The sequence below is a fragment of the Streptomyces sp. FH025 genome (assembly GCF_017427025.1).
GTDB lineage: Bacteria > Actinomycetota > Actinomycetes > Streptomycetales > Streptomycetaceae > Kitasatospora.
The window spans coordinates 1-18,941 of sequence record NZ_JAFLNG010000076.1 but is presented as its reverse complement, the minus strand read 5'-3'; the positions used below and the strand labels follow the sequence as shown (position 1 = coordinate 18,941).

The 18,941-nt window shown below is 73.0% G+C and carries 11 protein-coding genes; 9 read left to right on the top strand and 2 right to left on the bottom strand.

The window, feature by feature from the left end; genetic code table 11:
* Positions 1-713, bottom strand: a 713-nt coding sequence (locus J0670_RS08585; RefSeq protein WP_207810828.1) for an ATP-binding protein, incomplete at its 3' end; no start/stop codon positions are given.
* Between the two features lie 572 nt (positions 714-1,285).
* Between J0670_RS08585 and J0670_RS08580 the strand changes: the two genes are divergently transcribed.
* The 9 genes from J0670_RS08580 (at position 1,286) to J0670_RS08540 (ending at position 14,475) form a co-directional block, all read left to right on the top strand.
* Complete coding sequence (locus J0670_RS08580; RefSeq protein ID WP_243436722.1) at positions 1,286-5,800, top strand: HAMP domain-containing protein; 4,515 nt, start codon at positions 1,286-1,288, stop codon at positions 5,798-5,800.
* Between the two features lie 297 nt (positions 5,801-6,097).
* On the top strand, positions 6,098-6,733 hold the full coding sequence (locus J0670_RS08575; protein ID WP_207810826.1) for a response regulator: 636 nt from the start codon (positions 6,098-6,100) through the stop codon (positions 6,731-6,733).
* A gap of 159 nt (positions 6,734-6,892) precedes the next feature.
* Positions 6,893-9,577: a DNA translocase FtsK gene (locus tag J0670_RS08570; protein ID WP_207810825.1), complete on the top strand. Its 2,685-nt coding sequence runs from the start codon at positions 6,893-6,895 to the stop codon at positions 9,575-9,577.
* A gap of 282 nt (positions 9,578-9,859) precedes the next feature.
* Positions 9,860-10,720, top strand: coding sequence for a RodZ domain-containing protein (locus tag J0670_RS08565; protein WP_207810824.1), 861 nt, complete (start codon positions 9,860-9,862; stop codon positions 10,718-10,720).
* Positions 10,721-10,817: 97 nt separating this feature from the next.
* Complete coding sequence (gene rimO, locus J0670_RS08560) at positions 10,818-12,308, top strand: 30S ribosomal protein S12 methylthiotransferase RimO (RefSeq protein WP_207810823.1); 1,491 nt, start codon at positions 10,818-10,820, stop codon at positions 12,306-12,308.
* Complete coding sequence (pgsA, locus tag J0670_RS08555; protein ID WP_207810822.1) at positions 12,305-12,946, top strand: CDP-diacylglycerol--glycerol-3-phosphate 3-phosphatidyltransferase; 642 nt, start codon at positions 12,305-12,307, stop codon at positions 12,944-12,946. Before rimO ends, pgsA begins: the two co-directional genes overlap by 4 nt.
* A 38-nt stretch (positions 12,947-12,984) precedes the next feature.
* Entirely contained in the window at positions 12,985-13,446 is a 462-nt protein-coding gene (locus J0670_RS08550) for a CinA family protein (RefSeq protein ID WP_207810829.1), read from the top strand.
* 311 nt (positions 13,447-13,757) lie between these two features.
* Entirely contained in the window at positions 13,758-14,126 is a 369-nt protein-coding gene (locus tag J0670_RS08545) for a helix-turn-helix domain-containing protein (protein ID WP_030290911.1), read from the top strand.
* 55 nt (positions 14,127-14,181) lie between these two features.
* Positions 14,182-14,475 (top strand): hypothetical protein, encoded by a 294-nt coding sequence (locus J0670_RS08540; protein ID WP_207810821.1) that lies wholly within the window; start codon positions 14,182-14,184, stop codon positions 14,473-14,475.
* Positions 14,476-14,562: 87 nt separating this feature from the next.
* Here the strand turns inward: J0670_RS08540 and J0670_RS08535 are convergent.
* Positions 14,563-18,941, bottom strand: a 4,379-nt coding sequence (locus tag J0670_RS08535) for an ATP-dependent helicase (protein ID WP_207810820.1), incomplete at its 5' end; no start/stop codon positions are given.

The window sequence follows — 18,941 nt, the reverse complement described above, 5'->3', positions numbered from 1 at the left end:
ACCTCGACCTCCACGCCGTCGGCGCGGCGGACGCCGTAGCCGCCCTCCCAGCGGGCCAGCCGCAGGGTGTCGGTGAGGCCGGGGCCGCGGCCGGGGGACTGCGGCCAGACCGCGAGGTCGGCCCAGGGGCGGCCGAGGACGGCGGCCGCGGGGTGCTGGAAGAGCGCCTCGGCGTCCGGGTTCCAGGCCAGGACGCGGCCGTCCTCGTCGAGTTGGACGACGGCGACGTGCACCGGCCCGGAACTGCTGGGCAGGTCGCTGCCGGGGGTGGCGGGGACGGCGTAGCGGGTGCCGAGGACGTGCGTGGGCAGGGCGAGGCGGAACCAGACGGTCTTGCGGCCGGCCGCGTACTCGACGCCCCAGCGTTCGGCGAGGGCGGAGCACATCAGCAGGCCGCGGCCGCCCTCGCCGTCGGGGTCGGCGTAGCGGTCGGAGGCGGAGGCGGGCCCGTCGCCGAGGGAGGGCAGGCCGCGTTCGGGGTGGTGGTCGGTGACCTCGATCCGGACGGTCTCCTCCTCGCGCAGGCAGCAGACCTCGGCGGCGGTGCCGGCGTGCACGACGGCGTTGGTGACCAGCTCGCTGACCAGCACGACGGCGTCGTCGACGACCTCGGGCAGGCCCCAGCCGAGCAGCGCGTCCCGGACGAAGCCCCGGGCGGCGGCCGCGGACCGGCCGTCGGGGTCGAAGGTGGCGGCTGCGCGCGCGGTGACCACGTTGCCACTTCTCCTCTGCTGCTCTGGCCCTGACTGTCCGGGGTTCGGCGCCGAGCTCCCCGTGCGCGCCGTCGGTGAGGGCGGTGCTGGGTCGGGTCGTGGCCCGGTGCAGCGCTCCACCCTACTTTCCGCTTGGTTCCCCGTGGGGGTGGGGCCGCGAAACAGGCACCAGAGGGTGATTCTGCCCACCTGTTTCGGACGGTGCGGCACCAACCGAGCGCAACCGGCCGTATACCCGGCGTCGGTACTGCCAGACTGGGGGGTCCGCGACGGCCGGTGGGAGCAGTACGGTCGTGTGGGTGCCGGTGCGCCGCGCGGGCCGCCGGTGCGCAGCCCAGCCGGGCCGGTGCCCTGGTGCGTGCCGTACGGGCACGGTGGTCACCGGACAGTTCGCACGATGTGGGAGGGGCCCGTTGAGTTCGGCCATCAAGGACGCAACCGGTACGACGCCGACCGCTCCGCGCGGTGCGCGGTCCGGGACCGCGCAGCGGAGCGCGCCCGGCCGGCGGGCGGGCCACAACCGCGGTGCGGAGCCGGCCGAGCTGCGCAAGCTGCTGGCCGCGCTGACCGCGATGCGCGACGGCAACTTCCGTCGTCGGCTGACGGTTCCCGGTGACGGGCCGCTGGCGGAGATCGCCGCGGTCTTCAACGAGGTCGCCGAGCGCAACCAGCACCTGACCGGTGAACTGGCGCGGGTGCGGCGGGCGGTGGGCCGCGAGGGGCGGCTGAACGAGCGGCTGGAGACCGGCGCCGGCGAGGGCGCCTGGATGGCGGCCGTCGACAACTGCAACGCGCTGATCGACGACCTGGCCCGCCCGATGGCCGAGGTGGGCCGGGTGCTGACCTCGATCGCCGAGGGTGACCTGGAGCAGAAGATGGAGCTGCGCTCGCTGCACAGCAACGGGGTGAGCCACCCGCTGCGCGGCGAGTACCTGAAGATCGGCCGGACGGTCAACGGACTGGTGGACCAGCTCGGCGAGTTCACCGACGAGGTGACCAGGGTGGCCCGCGAGGTCGGGACCGAGGGCAAGCTCGGCGGTCAGGCCAAGGTCCGCAGCGTGTCCGGAAGTTGGAAGGACCTCGCGGACTCGGTCAACACCATGGCGGGCCGGCTGACCGCGCAGGTGCGCAACATCGCCCAGGTGACCACGGCGGTGGCCAAGGGCGACCTGTCCCGCAAGGTCACGGTGGACGTGGCCGGCGAGATGCTGGAGCTGAAGAACACCGTCAACACGATGGTGGACCAGCTGAACGGCTTCGCCGCGCAGGTCACCACCGTGGCGAGGGACGTCGGTACGGAGGGGCGGCTGGGCGGTCAGGCCCAGGTGCCGGCCGTGGCCGGGGTCTGGAAGGACCTGACCGACAACGTCAACCTGATGGCCAACAACCTGACCGGCCAGGTGCGCAACATCGCCCAGGTGACCACGGCGGTGGCGCGCGGGGACCTCTCGCAGAAGATCGAGGTGGACGCGCGCGGCGAGATGCTGGAGCTGAAGAACACCATCAACACGATGGTCGACCAGCTCTCCGGCTTCGCCGAGCAGGTGACCCGGGTGGCCCGTCAGGTGGGCACCGAGGGGCGGCTCGGCGGCCAGGCGCAGGTGCCCTGGGCGGCCGGGGTGTGGCGGGACCTGACCGACAACGTCAACTTCATGGCGAACAACCTCACCGATCAGGTGCGCAACATCGCCCAGGTGACGACTGCGGTCGCCAAGGGCGATCTGTCGCAGAAGATCCAGGTGGACGCGCGCGGGGAGATCCTGGAGCTGAAGAACACCATCAACACGATGGTGGACCAGCTCTCGGCCTTCGCGGACGAGGTCACCAGGGTGGCCCGGGACGTCGGCACCGAGGGCATCCTCGGCGGTCAGGCGAGCGTGCCCGGGGTGTCCGGCACCTGGAAGGACCTGACCAACTCCGTCAACCTGATGGCCAACAACCTGACCAGCCAGGTCCGCAACATCGCCGAGGTGACCACGGCGGTGGCGCGCGGCGACGTCTCGAAGAAGATCACCGTCGACGCCCGGGGCGAGATCCTGGAGCTGGTGACCACCGTCAACACCATGGTGGACCAGCTGTCCGCCTTCGCCGACGAGGTCACCCGGGTCGCCCGCGAGGTGGGCACCGAGGGGATCCTGGGCGGCCAGGCCCGGGTGCGCGGGGTGTCCGGCATCTGGAAGGACCTGACCGACAACGTCAACTTCATGGCGTCGAACCTGACCGGGCAGGTCCGCAACATCGCCGAGGTCGCCTCCGCGGTGGCCCGCGGCGACCTCTCCAAGAAGATCACCATCGAGGCGCAGGGCGAGATCGCGACGCTCGCCGGGACGCTCAACACCATGGTCGACCAGCTGTCCGCGTTCGCGGTGGAGGTGACCAGGGTGGCCCGCGAGGTCGGCACCGACGGGACGCTGGGCGGCCAGGCCGGTGTGCCGGGCGTGGCCGGGATCTGGAAGGACCTGACCGACAACGTCAACCTGATGGCCAACAACCTCACCGGTCAGGTCCGCAACATCGCGTTGGTGATCACGGCGGTCGCCCGGGGCGACCTCTCGCAGAAGATCGACGTCGACGCGCGCGGCGAGTTCCTCCAGCTCAAGACCAGCATCAACACCATGGTCGACCAGCTGTCCGCCTTCGCCGACGAGGTCACCCGGGTCGCCCGCGAGGTGGGCACCGACGGACGGCTCGGCGGCCAGGCCCGGGTGCCCGGAGTGGACGGAACCTGGCAGGACCTCACCGAGTCGGTGAACGAGCTGGCCAACAACCTCACCCGGCAGGTGCGCGCGATCGCCCAGGTCGCCACCGCCGTGACCAGGGGAGACCTGAGCCTGCGGATCGACGTGGACGCCGCAGGGGAGCTCGACGAGCTCAAGGACAACATCAACCAGATGATCGCCAACCTGCGCGAGACCACCCGCACCAACCAGGAGCAGGACTGGCTCAAGACCAACCTGGCCCGGATCTCCGGCCTGCTCCAGGGCCGCCGGGACCTGGAGGCGGTCGCCTCGCTGATCATGACCGAGCTGACCCCGGTCGTCTCCGCCCAGCACGGCGCCTTCTTCCTGGCCCAGCCGGCCGGCCGCACCGCCGAACTGATCACCGAGGACGACGACGAGAACGACACAGTGCTGCGCCTGATCGGCAGCTACGGCTACCAGCGGCGGGCGATGCCGACCACCTTCCGGCCCGGTGAGTCGCTGATCGGCCAGGCGGCGGTGGAGAAGCGGGCGATCATCGTCAAGGAGGCCCCGCCCGGGTACCTCAAGATCGCCTCCGGGCTGGGCGAGGCCTCGCCGGCCCACATCGTGGTGCTGCCGGTGCAGTTCGAGGGCCGGCTGCTGGGCGTGATCGAGCTGGCCACCTTCAGCTCCTTCACCACCGTCGCGCTGGACTTCCTCAACCAGATCGCCGACCTGATCGGCGTCACCGTCAACACCATCAGCGTCAACACCAAGACCGAGGGCCTGCTGCTGGAGTCCCAGCGGCTCACCGCCGAACTCTCGATGCGGTCGGCCGAGTTGGAGGCACGCCAGGAAGAACTGGAGCGCACCAACGAGGAGTTGCAGGAGAAGGCTGAGCAACTCGCCCAGCAGAACCGCGACATCGAGATCAAGAACAGCGAGATCGAGGAGGCCCGGCAGGTCCTGGAGGAGCGCGCCGAACAGCTCGCCCTGGCCTCGCGCTACAAGAGCGAGTTCCTCGCCAACATGTCGCACGAGCTGCGCACCCCGCTCAACTCGCTGCTGATCCTGGCCAAGCTGCTCTCCGACAACAACGAGGGCAACCTCTCGCCCAAGCAGGTCGAGTTCGCCGACACCATCCACGGGGCCGGCTCCGACCTGCTCCAGCTGATCAACGACATCCTGGACCTGTCCAAGGTCGAGGCCGGCAAGATGGACGTCCGCCCGGCCCGGATCGCCCTGGTCCAGCTGGTCGACTACGTCGAGGCGACCTTCCAGCCGGTCGCCCTGGACAAGAACCTGGCCTTCGCGGTGCGGGTCTCGCCCGCCCTGCCGGTCACCCTGCACACCGACGAGCAGCGGCTCCAGCAGGTGCTGCGCAACCTGATCTCCAACGCGGTCAAGTTCACCGACGCCGGCGGCGTCGACTTCTCGATCCGCCCGGCCGGGCAGGAGGTTCCGCAGCACGTGCGCGAGCGGCTGCTGGAGTCCGGCTCGATCCAGGGCCCGGACGACGAGCTGATCGCCTTCACCGTCTCCGACACCGGCATCGGCATCCCCGGCAACAAGCTGCGGGAGATCTTCGAGGCCTTCAAGCAGGCCGACGGCACCACCAGCCGCAAGTACGGCGGCACCGGTCTCGGGCTGTCCATCAGCCGCGAGATCGCCCGGCTGCTCGGCGGCGAGATCCACGCCGAGAGCGAGCTGGGCAGGGGCTCGACCTTCACGCTGTACCTGCCGCTGCGCACCGAGGCCCCGGATGCGGCCGACCGGTCGGCCGAGCGCCCGGGCATCCCGAACGGGGCCGCGCCGCGCGCTTCGGTCGGGGTGACCCCGGTGGGCCTGCCGGTGCCGGTCGGCGAGAACCCGGCCGACCACTGGGCCCAGGAGGTCCGGGAGCTGGCCGAGGAGCGCCGTCGCGGGGCGATGGAGCGCCGCCGCAACGCCGCTCTGGAGAGCGCCGCCGCGTCCCGGGCGGTGGAGCCCCAGCAGCAGCCCCGGCCGGGCGGCGGCCGGCGCTTCGACGGCCAGCAGGTGCTGATCGTGGACGACGACGTGCGCAACGTGTTCGCCCTGACCAGCGTGCTGGAGCAGCACGGCCTGACCGTCCTGTACGCGGAGAACGGCCGCGAGGGCATCGAGATGCTGGAGCAGCACGAGAACGTGGCGCTGGTCCTGATGGACATCATGATGCCGGAGATGGACGGCTACGCGACCACCGAGGCGATCCGCCGGATGCCCCAGTTCGCCGGCCTGCCGATCATCGCGCTGACCGCCAAGGCGATGAAGGGCGACCGGGAGAAGTCGCTGGAGGCGGGCGCCACCGACCACATCACCAAGCCGGTGGAGACCGACCACCTGCTGTCGGTGATGCACGAATGGTTGAACGACGGCCGCGCGTGAATGTACCGGTGGGCGTGAACTCGGCGGTTCGTCCCGGGGTTCGCGCCTGCCGGTCGGTCGGTTTGCTGGCGGTCGGGCCCGGGAACCCGGTAGGGTCACCGATCGTTGCGAACAGTGACCGGACGGCGACACGCTGCTGAGCGTGCGCCGGAGCACGGACTGCGCGCCGCTCCGGATCGGGTCACGACGGAGCGATGTGCCGGGCGAGGGGGTGCGGCTAGCATGACCGGGGTAGCGGTGGGCAGTACGCGGGTGCCTTCACCGGGCGGCAGGCAGGCGACAGGAGGGCGAGCCCCGATGCAGAAGGCCAAGATCCTCCTGGTCGACGACCGGCCGGAGAACCTCCTGGCACTGGAGGCGATCCTCTCCGCCCTGGACCAGACGCTGGTGCGCGCCGCCTCCGGCGAGGAGGCGCTCAAGGCGCTGCTGACCGACGACTTCGCGGTGATCCTGCTGGACGTCCAGATGCCCGGGATGGACGGCTTCGAGACCGCCGCCCACATCAAGCGCCGCGAGCGCACCCGGGACATCCCGATCATCTTCCTGACGGCGATCAACCACGGCCCGCACCACACCTTCCGCGGCTACGCGGCCGGCGCGGTGGACTACATCTCCAAGCCCTTCGACCCGTGGGTGCTGCGCGCCAAGGTCTCCGTCTTCGTCGACCTGTACGTGAAGAACTGCCAGCTGAAGGAGCAGGCCGCGCTGCTGCGGCTGCAACTGGAGGAGGGCGGTGGCGAGCCGGCCCTCGGCGGGGCGCTGCTGGGCGAGCTGTCCGCCCGGCTGGCGTCGGTCGAGGAGCAGGCGGAGGCGCTGGGCAAGCAGCTGGACGGGGTCGAGGACGCCGGGGTGGCCGCCACCGCGGCCCACCTGGAGCGCAAGCTGGCCGGTCTGCGCCGGGCCCTGGACGCGATGCGCCCGGGCAGCGCCTGACGGCCGTGCTCGGCCGTCCCCGGACGTTCACCCGTCCGGGTGGTTTCGTGGCGCGGCCGGGTGAAGCCGGGTCAGCGTGACGGTGTGTCTGCGACACGTCCGGGCGCCCGGGCTCGAGCACATGTGCACAGGTGGTCCGCACCGGTAGGCTGCTGACCCATGGCCACTCGTACGCCCGGAAACGCAGCACGTAAGTCGAGTCCGGGACCGTCCAAGAAGGCCGCGGCGAAGGCCCCGGGCAAGCCGCCCGCGAAGAAGGCGGCGGCCCGCAGGGCTCCCGCGAAGAAGACGGCGGCCAAGTCCGCCGCGCCGCCACCGCCGCCGCGGTCCAGGTCGGTGCTGATGGGCGCGCTGAACGCCCTCGCGAGCCCGATCGCCGCGATCTTCCGCGGCTTCGGCGACGGCGCCAAGAACCTCCACCCGGACCACCGCAAGGACGGGCTGGGCCTGCTGCTGTTCGCGCTCGCGCTGGTGGTCGCCGCCGGCACCTGGTTCAGCCCGCAGGGCTGGCTGGGCACCACGGCCACCGCCGTGGTGTCCGGGCTGTTCGGGCGGCTGGACGTGCTGGTGCCGTTCCTGCTGGCCGGGATGGCGATCCGGCTGTGGCGCCACCCGGAGCTGCCGGAGGCCAACGGCCGGATCGTGATCGGGCTGAGCGCGCTGCTGGTCGGCGTCCTCGGCCTGGTCCACATCGGCTGCGGCGCGCCCATGATGGGCAGCGGCGCCTCCCGGATAAGGGCGGCCGGCGGGATCATCGGCTGGGCCGCGTCCACCCCGATGATGGCCGCCGCCGGACCGGCGCTGGCCGTTCCGCTGCTCCTGCTGCTGGCCTTCTTCGGCCTGCTGGTGGTCACCGCCACCCCGGTCAACCGCATCCCCGAGCGGGTGCGGGGGGTCGGCATACGGCTCGGCGTGGTCGAGCCCGGGCCCGAGGACGAGCTGTACGGGGGGCGCACGCCGGAGCGCGAGCTGTCCACCGACCCGCCGGAGGACGCCGACCCGGACGCGCTGCCCTTCACCGTGGACAACGAGGCCGACGACCCCGGCGACGAGGTGGCCGCCCGCCGGCGCCGCCGTCGGCGCAAGCAGGCCGTCGACGACGAGGAGCAGCCGGAGGCCGTGCGGGTCTCGCTCGACAAGGACCAGCTGGACCCGTACGCCACCCGCGACCTCGCCGCCGGCGCGGCCGCCGACCTGGACGGCGCGCTGGTCTACGGCGTGCCCGCCTCCTCCGCGGTGGCGGACATGATGCACCAGGTCAAGGACCTCACCGCCCCGCCGGAGGAGCCCGCCGTCCCGGCCGCCCGCAACGGCGGCCCGGCGGCGCCCGCCGAGCACGGCCCGGCGCCGGTGCGGATGGAGCAGCTCCAGCTCGGCGAGGGCATCACCTACTCGCTGCCCTCGCTCGACCTGCTGGAGCGCGGCGGCCCGGCCAAGGCCCGCAGCGCCCTCAACGACGAGGTGGTGGCCCAGCTCACCAGCACCTTCGCCGAGTTCAAGGTGGACGCCAAGGTCACCGGCTTCACCCGCGGCCCGACGGTCACCCGCTACGAGGTCGAGCTCGGCCCGGCCGTCAAGGTGGAGCGGATCACCGCCCTCGCCAAGAACATCGCGTACGCGGTGGCCAGCCCGGACGTGCGGATCATCAGCCCGATCCCGGGCAAGTCCGCGGTCGGCATCGAGATCCCCAACCGGGACCGCGAGATGGTCAACCTCGGCGACCTGCTGCGCTCGCGCACGGCCGCCGAGGACACCCACCCGATGGTCGTCGGCATGGGCAAGGACGTCGAGGGCCACACCGTGATGGCCAACCTCGCCAAGATGCCGCACATCCTGGTGGCCGGTGCGACCGGCGCGGGCAAGTCGTCCTGCATCAACTGCCTGATCACCTCGATCCTCGCCCGGGCCACCCCGGACGAGGTGCGGATGGTGCTGGTCGACCCCAAGCGGGTCGAGCTGACCGCGTACGAGGGCATCCCGCACCTGATCACGCCGATCATCACCAACCCCAAGAAGGCCGCCGAGGCCCTCCAGTGGGTGGTGCGCGAGATGGACATGCGCTACGACGACCTCGCGGCGTACGGCTTCCGGCACGTGGACGACTTCAACGCGGCGGTGAAGGCCGGCAAGGTCACCCCGCCGCTGGGCAGCGAGCGGGAGCTGAGGCCGTACCCGTACCTGCTGGTGATCGTCGACGAGCTGGCCGACCTGATGATGGTCGCGCCGCGCGACGTCGAGGACTCGGTCGTCCGGATCACCCAGCTGGCCCGCGCGGCCGGCATCCACCTGGTGCTCGCCACCCAGCGGCCCTCGGTGGACGTGGTCACCGGTCTGATCAAGGCCAACGTGCCGTCCCGGCTGGCCTTCGCGACCTCCGCGATGGCCGACTCCCGGGTCATCCTGGACCAGCCCGGCGCGGAGAAGCTGATCGGCAAGGGCGACGCGCTCTTCCTGCCGATGGGCGCGAGCAAGCCGATCCGCATGCAGGGCGCGTTCGTCACCGAGGCGGAGATCGCCAAGGTGGTGCAGCACTGCAAGGACCAGCTGAGCGCCGTCTACCGGGACGACGTGATGGCCGGGGCCGGGCCGAAGAAGGAGATCGACGAGGAGATCGGCGACGACCTGGACCTGCTGATCCAGGCGGCCGAACTGGTGGTCTCCACCCAGTTCGGCTCGACCTCGATGCTCCAGCGCAAGCTCCGGGTCGGCTTCGCCAAGGCGGGCCGGCTGATGGACCTGATGGAGTCGCGCGGGATCGTCGGCCCGAGCGAGGGCTCCAAGGCCCGCGACGTCCTGGTGAAGCCGGACGAGCTGGACGGTGTGCTGGTGACGCTGCGCGGCTGAGATTCGGCCCCGTAGGGCTGACGGAGCGTGTCCTCCCGGGGCGTTCACTCGTTCGGTGGAGGGTAGGCGCCTTGCGGGGAACCGAACATCCGTGCACCGCGTCACAGGCCGGAAAGCGCACTCCGGGTTCCCCCGCGCCTCCCCGCTGACGACCGGTCAGCGGGGTGTCGGTCCCCGGTCGGAGCGGGCGCGCGCATTCGGCCCGTTCCGCTTGAGAAACGATCCGTCCCCGCCCCTAGACTGTTCTCCAGCAGGTGGCCATCCGCTCGAAAGGCGTGCCCCGTGACCATCGGCAAGTCCTCCGACCGCGAGAACGCCCCGTCGTCCGTCGAGCCGACCGACGACACGGTGCAGGCGGCCGATGCCCCGAGCATCGGCCGGGTGCTGTCCGCCGCCCGGATCGAGGCGGGACTCACGGTGGACCAGGTGAGTACCGCCACCCGCGTGCGGGTGCCGATCGTCCATGCCATCGAGGAGGACGACTTCGACCGCTCCGGCGGCGACTTCTACGCCCGTGGGAACATCCGCCTGATCGCCCGCGTGGTCGGCGTGGACGGCGAGGCGCTGATCGCCCGGTACGACGCCGAACACGGCGGCCCGCCCGCCTCCAAGCAGCCGGCCGGCCAGCTGATCGACAGCGGCCCGATCAGGGTGCCCGGGCGCGGTCGGCCGAACTGGGCGGCGGCCATGGTCGCCGCGATCGTCGCGGTGGTCGCGCTGATCGGCTTCAACCTGATGAGCGGCAAGAGCGGCCACGGCACCAGCGGCTCCGCCAGCGCGCCGCTGCCCAGCGGCTCCGGCACCGGCTCCGTCGCCCCGGTCACGCCGACCGTCCAGCCGCCGGCCCCCGCGCCGAGCGCGGCGGCGATCGCCGCCGTCCCGGCCGACAAGGTCACCGTGAAGCTGGTCGCCCAGGGCACCAGCTGGGTCTCCGCGATGGACGGCAACGGCAAGTCGCTGTTCCAGAACAACATCAGCGACGGCCAGGACCAGACCTTCACCGACCCCAAGCAGATCAAGTTGGTGCTCGGCAACGGCGGGGCCGTGCACGCGTACGTCAACGGCAAGGACCTCGGCCTCCTGGGCAAGGACGGCCAGGTGGTGCACGTCACGTACACCCCCGGAGACCCGCAGGCGGGCTGACCGGACGGGCCCGCGGGCACCGGCGAAGATCGGCTAATCCGAGGCGCGCGGCCTCCGGGGCGAACGGCACCGGAAGCCGCGCGTTAATCTTGGGCCTATGCCTGAACGCCGTACTGTCGCCCTTGTCACGCTCGGATGCGCCCGCAACGAGGTGGACTCCGAGGAACTCGCCGGGCGACTGGAAGCCGACGGCTGGTTGCTCGTCGACGACGCCGCCGAGGCGGACGTCGCCGTCGTCAACACCTGCGGCTTCGTCGAGGCCGCCAAGAAGGACTCCGTGGACGCCCTGCTGGAGGCCAACGACCTCAAGGGGCACGGCCGCACCCAGGCCGTCGTCGCGGTCGGCTGCATGGCCGAGCGGTACGGCAAGGAGCTCGCCGACGCGCTGCCCGAGGCGGACGGAGTCCTCGGCTTCGACGACTACGCGGACATCTCCGACCGCCTCCAGACCATCCTCTCCGGCGGCCACCACGCCCCGCACATCCCGCGCGACCGCCGCAAGCTGCTGCCGATCAGCCCGGCCGAGCGGCAGTCCGCCGCCGAGGCCGTCGCGCTGCCCGGCCACGGCGCCGAGGCCGCCGCCGAGCCGATCGCCGACCTGCCCGAGGGCCTCGCCCCGGCCTCCGGCCCGCGCACCCTGCGCAAGCGGCTGGACGACAGCCCGGTCGCCTCGGTCAAGCTCGCCTCCGGCTGCGACCGCCGCTGCTCCTTCTGCGCCATCCCGGCCTTCCGCGGCTCCTTCATCTCCCGCCGCCCCTCCGACGTGCTGCAGGAGGCCCAGTGGCTGGCCGGGCAGGGCGTCCGCGAGATCGTCCTGGTCAGCGAGAACAACACCTCGTACGGCAAGGACCTCGGCGACATCCGGCTGCTGGAGACGCTGCTCGGCGAGATCTCCGCGATCGAGGGCGTCGAGCGGGTGCGGGTCTCCTACCTGCAGCCGGCCGAGATGCGCCCGGGCCTGATCGACGCGATGACCGGGACCACCGACGTGGTGCCCTACTTCGACCTGTCCTTCCAGCACTCGGCGCCCGCCGTGCTGCGCCGGATGCGCCGCTTCGGCTCCACCGACCAGTTCCTGGAGCTGCTGGGGACCATCCGCGGCAAGGCCCCGCAGGCCGGCGCCCGGTCCAACTTCATCGTCGGCTTCCCCGGCGAGACCGAGGAGGACTTCGCCGAACTGGAGCGCTTCGTCACGCACGCCGGTCTGGACGCGATCGGGGTCTTCGGCTACTCCGACGAGGACGGCACCGAGGCCGCGACCTACGAGGACAAGCTGCCCGAGGACGTCGTCGCCGACCGGCTGAGCCGGCTGAGCCGCCTGGCCGAGGAGATGACCGCCCAGCGGGCCGAGCAGCGGATCGGCAGCGAGGTCGAGGTGCTGATCGAGTCGATCGAGGACGGCGTGGTCGAGGGCCGCTCCGCCCACCAGGCCCCGGAGACCGACGGCCTGACCACCCTGACCGGGGTCGAGCACCCCGAGGTCGGGCAGTTCTGGCGGGCCAAGGTGGTGGCCAGCGAGGGCGTCGACCTGGTCGCCGAGGCGCTGGAGCGGGTGCGGGTCCGTCAGGCCCCGGGAGCCGGGGAATGACCAAGGGGCCCGGCGCCCCGATCGCGGCCCACCCCGGCGGCAGACCGGCGGCCGCCGTGCCGTCGGCTCCGGCGCTCTGGAACATCGCGAACGTGCTCACGATGGTCCGGCTGCTGCTGGTGCCGGTCTTCGTGGCGCTGCTGTTCGCCGACGGCGGCCACAACCCCAAGTGGCGCTCGGTCGCCTGGGCCTCGTTCGCGATCGCGATGATCACCGACCTGTTCGACGGTGAACTCGCCCGCCGCAAGGGCCTGGTCACCGACTTCGGGAAGATCGCCGACCCGATCGCCGACAAGGCCATCATGGGCTCGGCGCTGATCGGCCTCTCGGTGCTCGGCGACCTGCCCTGGTGGGTCACCGTGGTGATCCTGGCCCGCGAGCTCGGCATCACCCTGATGCGCTTCTGGGTGATCCGCTACGGGGTCATCCCGGCCAGCCGCGGCGGCAAGCTCAAGACGCTGACCCAGGGCATCGCGGTCGGCATGTACGTGCTGGACCTGACCGGCTGGCTGGCCACCGGGCGGGCGGTCCTGATGGGGCTGGCGGTGCTGCTGACCGTCGGCACCGCGCTGGACTACGTCGGACAGGCGCTGCGCCTGCGCCGCGAGGGCATGGCCGCGGAGCACGCGGACCGGTGAGCGACGGGGGAGACCGGGTGGCGGAGCGCGACTACCGGCTGGCCGAGCGGGCCCACGCCGCCCTGCGGGACGCGGGCGGCACGCTGGCCGTCGCCGAGTCGCTCACCGGCGGGCTGCTGGCCGCCGCCCTGGTGGACGTCCCCGGGGCGTCCGCGACCTTCCGCGGCTCGGTCACCGCGTACGCGACCGAGCTCAAGGCCTCGGTGCTCGGCGTGGACGAGGGGCTGCTGGCCGTGTACGGTCCGGTCCACCCGGTGGTCGCCCGGCAGATGGCCGAGGGCGTGCGCGGGCTGCTGGGCGCCACGTACGGGCTCGCGACGACCGGGGTGGCCGGTCCGGAGCCGCAGGACGGGCAGCCGGTGGGCACCGTACACCTGGCGGTGGCCGGCCCGGGGGGAACTCTGGTCAGTTCGCCCCGGCTGTCGGGAGGGCGTGCCACAATCCGTCACGGGGCGGTGACCGCCGCACTGGAACTGCTCGTCGACCGGCTCAAGGGCTAGGCTCGACGGATCCCGATCGAACACCGGGATCCGCCGGACCGGCACCCGGGTATGGCACAGCTGGAGGATCGTGTTACATCCAACGGCCTGGTTGGGCAGAAACCAGGTGGCGAACGAGTTGCCTCAGGGTGGCCGAGAGGGCCGCGACGGGTACCACGAGGGGCCCGCAGACCCGGGTGCGACACCCGAACAGGGAGGGGACGGCCTTGCAGCCCAGAGTGAACACGACCAGGGTCCCCGCACGCGAAGCGGGCAAGGCGGTACGGTGGGGGCGTGACATCTCGATCCGCAGTCCGAGGAGGGAGGCACCGATGATCCTGCTCCGTCGCCTACTGGGCGATGTACTGCGTCGGCAGCGCCAGCGCCAGGGCCGCACACTCCGCGAGGTGTCGGCGGCCGCCAGGGTTTCGCTCGGGTACCTCTCCGAGGTCGAGCGGGGACAGAAGGAGGCATCCTCGGAGCTGCTCTCCGCCATCTGCGACGCGCTCGACGTCCGGATGTCCGAGGTCATGCGCGAGGTCAGCGACGAACTGTCGCTCGCCGAACTTGCGGCGATGGCCACCCTCTCCGAAGGTGATCTGCTGAGGCCGGTACTCGAACCGGTTCCGCTGCCCGCCCCCGGCGCCGACCGGGCGAACATGTCGCCCAAGGCCGCCGCGATGGACGTGGTCGCCGCCTGATCCCGGCCTCGACTCCCGGGCACCCGATGCCCGGAGCGAGCGAAGGAGGGCGGTCGTGCGGAGAGTCGCGACGGTGCGCACGGTGGCCCGAATACGGCTGCTGGCGCGGCGGTTGCTGCCGTGGCGGGCCCGATGGGCCTTGGTGGTGCTCGCGGCCGGGCTCTGCTGGTGCCTTCCCGCGGTCCGCGGTCAGCTGGCCGACGGCACGGTGCTCGGACTGCTGGCGGCCGGTGGCTGGGGGCTCGGTCTCATCCCGGTCCACGCCGACCGGAACGCGACCGGGCCGGTGCGGCGCCGACGCGCGGAGACGGTGGGCCGGGTGGAGGCGCAGCCGCCACCGATCGGGTGAATCGATGTGGCCGGAGGCCGCGGGGTCGTTGACCTCGCGGCCTCCGGCGTTCTCGCGGACGCCGGAGTTTCTGCGGCCCTCACCGGCTCACGGCCGCAGGCGCAGGCCGCGCGGGGTGGCGTGGAAGCCGGCCTCCTCCAGGGCACGGCCGAGCTCCGAGCCCAGGGCGGGCTCGCCGTTGGCCCGCTCCACCGTCACGCTGCCGAGCGCCCCCGCGCGGACGGCCCCGGCGAGCGCCCCGGCGGCCAGGGCCCGGGTGGCCGCGTCCTCCGGCCAGGCCAGCAGGGACTTTCCGCCCCGCTCCACGTACAGCGCCAGCTCGCCGTCCACCAGGACCACCAGAGCGCCCGCCTTGCGGCCCGGGCGGTGGGCCCTGGACTCCTTGGCGCCCGGGGCGGTGGGCGGCTCGGGCCAGGGCAGGGCGGCGCCGTAGGCGTTCGCCGGGTCGGCGGCGGCCAGCACCAGCGGTTGCGGCGGCTCGGCGGCCGGGGCGGCTGGCCATTCGGTGCCGCGGGCCCGCTCCAGCCGGCCGTTGACCGAGCGCAGCCGGTCGGCCGCGCCCTCCATGGCGAACTGGGCGCCGCCCAGGCCGTCGACGAAGTAGCCCCGGCGGGCCCGGCCGCGCTCCTCCATCGCGGCGAGCACCCGGTAGACGCCGGCGAAGCCGCCGGGGACCCGTTCGGCCGCCACCGTGCCCCGGGTGAGCAGGCCGTGCCGGTCCAGCAGGTTCTGCGCCTGGGCGGTGGCCCGTACCGTCGGATCGGCGGCGAAGGCGGGCAGCAGCGACCAGCGCCCGGCCACCGTCGGCGGGCCGCCGCGCAGCGCGCCGCCGAGCCGGCCGAAGGGGCGGCCGGCACCGCCGTAGCGGCCGCGCGGGGTCGTCCTGGGCGCGCGGTGGGCGGTGGCGCCGGCGGTGCGGCCGGAGCCGAGCAGGGCGCGCAGCGGGGCGAGGGTGTCGTTGGTGACGTACCCGGCCCAGACCAGGTCCCAGAGCGCCTCGACGACCTCCGGCTCCGGCGTCTCCTCCGGTAGCTGCTGGACGAGTTGGCGGAAGAACAGGCCGTAGCCGCCGGCCAGTGCCTGCATCAGGGCGGTGTGCACCGGGGTGAGCGCGGGCGGGACGGGTTCGGGGCGCAGCAGGTGGGCGTTCTCGGCGAGGTGCAGGCTGAGCCAGCCGTCCTTGCCGGGCAGAGCGCCCGCGCCGCACCAGCCGATCTCGCCGGCGGCCGTCAACTCGTCCAGCAGGCCGGGGGAGTAGTCGGCCAGCCGGGCCGGGAGGATCAGCTTCTCCAGGGCCGAGGCGGGCAGGGCGGTGCCCTGGAGCTGCTCGACCACCCGCAGCAGGCCGTCCGGGCCGCGCAGTTGGTGGCCGGCCAGGTGCTGCCACTGCGGCAGGAAGGCGGCCAGGGCGCGCGGGGGGACGGGCTCGACCTCCTGGCGCAGCGCGGCCAGCGAGCGGCGGCGCAGCCGGCGCAGCACCTCGGCGTCGCACCACTCGGGAGCGGTGTGCCACTCGGGGTCGGTGTGGCCGGGAGGGGCAGCGCGAAGCGCTTCCGAAGAAGGGTGGTGGCGGGCGACGGGTGGGAGGAACTGACCCTGGACCAGGCGGCCGGCGGCGGTGAGGCGGTGCAGGGTGCCGGTGACCACGGCGGTGCCCAGACCGTAGCGGGCGCCGGCCTCGGCGGCGGTGAACGGGCCGTGGGTGCGGGCGTGCCGGGAGAGCAGGTCGCCCAGAGGGTCCTTGACCGGCTCGGTGAAGGCCTCGGGGACGCCGACCGGCAGCGGGGTGCCGAGTGCGTCGCGCAGCCGTCCGGCGTCCTCGATCGCGGCCCAGCGCTGCTCGCCGGCGATCCGGACCTGGATCACCCGGCGGGCGGCCTCCAGCTCCAGGGCCCAGAGCGGTTCGGCGCCGCGGGCGGTCAACTCGGCCTCGGTGAGCGGGCCGAGCAGGCGCAGGGCGTCGGCGACGCCCTCGGCGTCCTTGATCCGGCGCTCGGGGGTGAGGCGCTGGAGTTCGGCCTCCAGGTCGGTGAGCACCTGGGGGTCGAGCAGTTCGCTCAGCTCGGCCTGGCCGAGGAGTTCGGACAGCAGCCGGGAGTCGAGCGAGAGCGCGGCGGCGCGGCGTTCGGCGAGCGGGGAGTCGCCCTCGTAGAGGAACTGGGCGACGTAGCCGAAGAGCAGTGAGCGGGCGAAGGGCGAGGGCTCGGGGGTGGTGACCTCGACCAGGCGGACGGCGCGGGATTCGAGGTCGCCCATCAGCTCGACCAGGCCGGGGACGTCGAAGACGTCCTGAAGGCACTCGCGGACGGCCTCCAGGACGATCGGGAACGAGCCGTACTCGGAGGCGACTTCGAGGAGTTGGGCGGCGCGCTGGCGCTGCTGCCAGAGCGGGGTGCGGCGGCCGGGGTTGCGGCGGGGGAGCAGCAGGGCGCGGCCGGCGCACTCGCGGAAGCGGGAGGCGAACAGGGCGGAGCCGCCGACCTGGTCGGTGACCAGCTGCTCGATCTCGCCCGGGTCGAACAGGGTGGCGTCGGCGCCGACCGGGGCCTCGTCCGGAGTCGGACCGGCGGGCCCGGAAGGGCTGCCGAAGTCGAAGTCGGGGGCGAGGAGGTCCGCGTCGGGCAGGCGCAGCACGATGCCGTCGTCGGCGTGCATGACCTGAGGGTCCAGGCCGTGCTTCTCGCGCAGCCTGGCGCCGAGGGCGAGTGCCCAGGGGGCGTGCACCTGGGCGCCGAAGGGGGAGTGGATGACGATCCGCCAGTCGCCCAGTTCGTCCCGGAAGCGCTCGACCACGATGGTGCGGTCGTCCGGGAGGTGGCCGCAGGCGGCGCGCTGCTCGGCGAGGTAGTCGAGCAGGTTGGCGGCGGCCCAGTCGTCCAGCCCGGCTCGCTTGAGGCGCTCGGTGGCGGCGTCGGGGAGCATGCCGCCCAGCTCGCGGGTGAACGCGCCCAGGGCGCGGCCGAGTTCGAGCGGGCGGCCGAGGGTGTCGCCCTTCCAGAACGGGAGCCGGCCGGGGACACCGGGCGCGGGGGTGACCAGCACCTTGTCGTGGGTGATCTCCTCGATCCGCCAGGAGGTGGTGCCGAGGGTGAACACGTCGCCGACGCGGGACTCGTAGACCATCTCCTCGTCGAGCTCTCCGACCCTGCCGCCGCCCTTCTTGGGGTCGGTTCCGGCGATGAAGACGCCGAACAGGCCGCGGTCGGGGATGGTGCCGCCGGAGGTGACGGCCAGGCGTTGGGCGCCGGGGCGGCCGGTGACCGTACCGGCCACCCGGTCCCAGACCACCCGGGGGCGCAACTCGGCGAAGGCGTCCGAGGGGTAGCGGCCGGCCAGCATGTCGAGCACGGCGTCGAAGGCGGACTGCGGGAGGGTGGCGAAGGGCGCGGCGCGGCGGACCACGGCGAGCAGGTCGTCCACCGGCCAGGCGTCCAGGGCGGTCATCGCGACCAGCTGCTGGGCGAGCACGTCCAGCGGGTTGCGCGGGATGCGCAGCGCCTCGATCCGGCCGGCCCGCATCCGCTCGGTGACCACGGCGGACTGCACGAGGTCGCCCCGGTACTTGGGGAAGAAGACACCGGTGGAGACGGCGCCGACCTGGTGCCCGGCCCGGCCGACCCGTTGCAGGCCGGAGGCGACCGAGGGCGGGGACTCGACCTGGACGACGAGCTCCACCGCGCCCATGTCGATGCCCAGCTCCAGGCTGGAGGTGGCGACCACGGCGGGCAGCCGGCCGGCCTTCAGCTCCTCCTCGACGAGGGACCGCTGCTCCTTGGAGACGGAGCCGTGGTGGGCCCGGGCGATCACCGGGGGCGCGCCCTTGGCCGCGCCCGAGCCTCCCATCAGCTCGGCCGGGGCGTGGGCCTCGGGGATGGTGGTGCCGTTGGCCCGCTCGAAGGCGATCTCGTTCAGCCGGTTGCACAGGCGCTCGGCGAGGCGGCGGGAGTTGGCGAAGACGATGGTCGAGCGGTGCGCCTCGACCAGGTCGACGATCCGCTCCTCGACGTGCGGCCAGATCGACGCTTGGCGCTGCGGGTCGCTGCCGGGGGCGCCGCCGGTGGCGGGGGCGGCGGGCAGGTCGTCCAGGTCGGGGACGGGGACGACCACCGAGAGGTCGAACTCCTTGGCGACGGCGGGCTGGACGACGGTGGCACCGCGCTGGGGGCTGAGGAAGCGGGCCACCTCCTCGACCGGGCGGACGGTCGCGGACAGGCCGATCCGGCGGGCCGGGCGGTCCAGCAGTTCGTCCAGCCGCTCCAGGCTGAGTGCGAGGTGGGCGCCGCGCTTGGTGCCGGCGACGGCGTGCACCTCGTCCAGGATCACCGTGTCCACGCCGCGCAGGGCCTCCCGCGAGGCGGAGGTGAGCAGAAGGAAGAGCGACTCGGGGGTGGTGATCAGGATGTCCGGCGGGTGGGTGGCGAAGCGGCGGCGGTCGGCGGCGGGGGTGTCGCCGGAGCGGATGGCGA

Bases quoted from the DNA above. Each gene is read 5' to 3' on its own strand.
- J0670_RS08580 (WP_243436722.1), top strand. From the start codon at position 1,286: ATGCGCGACGGCAACTTCCGTCGTCGGCTGACGGTTCCCGGTGACGGG.
- J0670_RS08575 (WP_207810826.1), top strand. From the start codon at position 6,098: ATGCAGAAGGCCAAGATCCTCCTGGTCGACGACCGGCCGGAGAACCTC.
- J0670_RS08570 (WP_207810825.1), top strand. From the start codon at position 6,893: ATGGCCACTCGTACGCCCGGAAACGCAGCACGTAAGTCGAGTCCGGGA.
- rimO (WP_207810823.1), top strand. From the start codon at position 10,818: ATGCCTGAACGCCGTACTGTCGCCCTTGTCACGCTCGGATGCGCCCGC.
- pgsA (WP_207810822.1), top strand. From the start codon at position 12,305: ATGACCAAGGGGCCCGGCGCCCCGATCGCGGCCCACCCCGGCGGCAGA.
- J0670_RS08545 (WP_030290911.1), top strand. From the start codon at position 13,758: ATGATCCTGCTCCGTCGCCTACTGGGCGATGTACTGCGTCGGCAGCGC.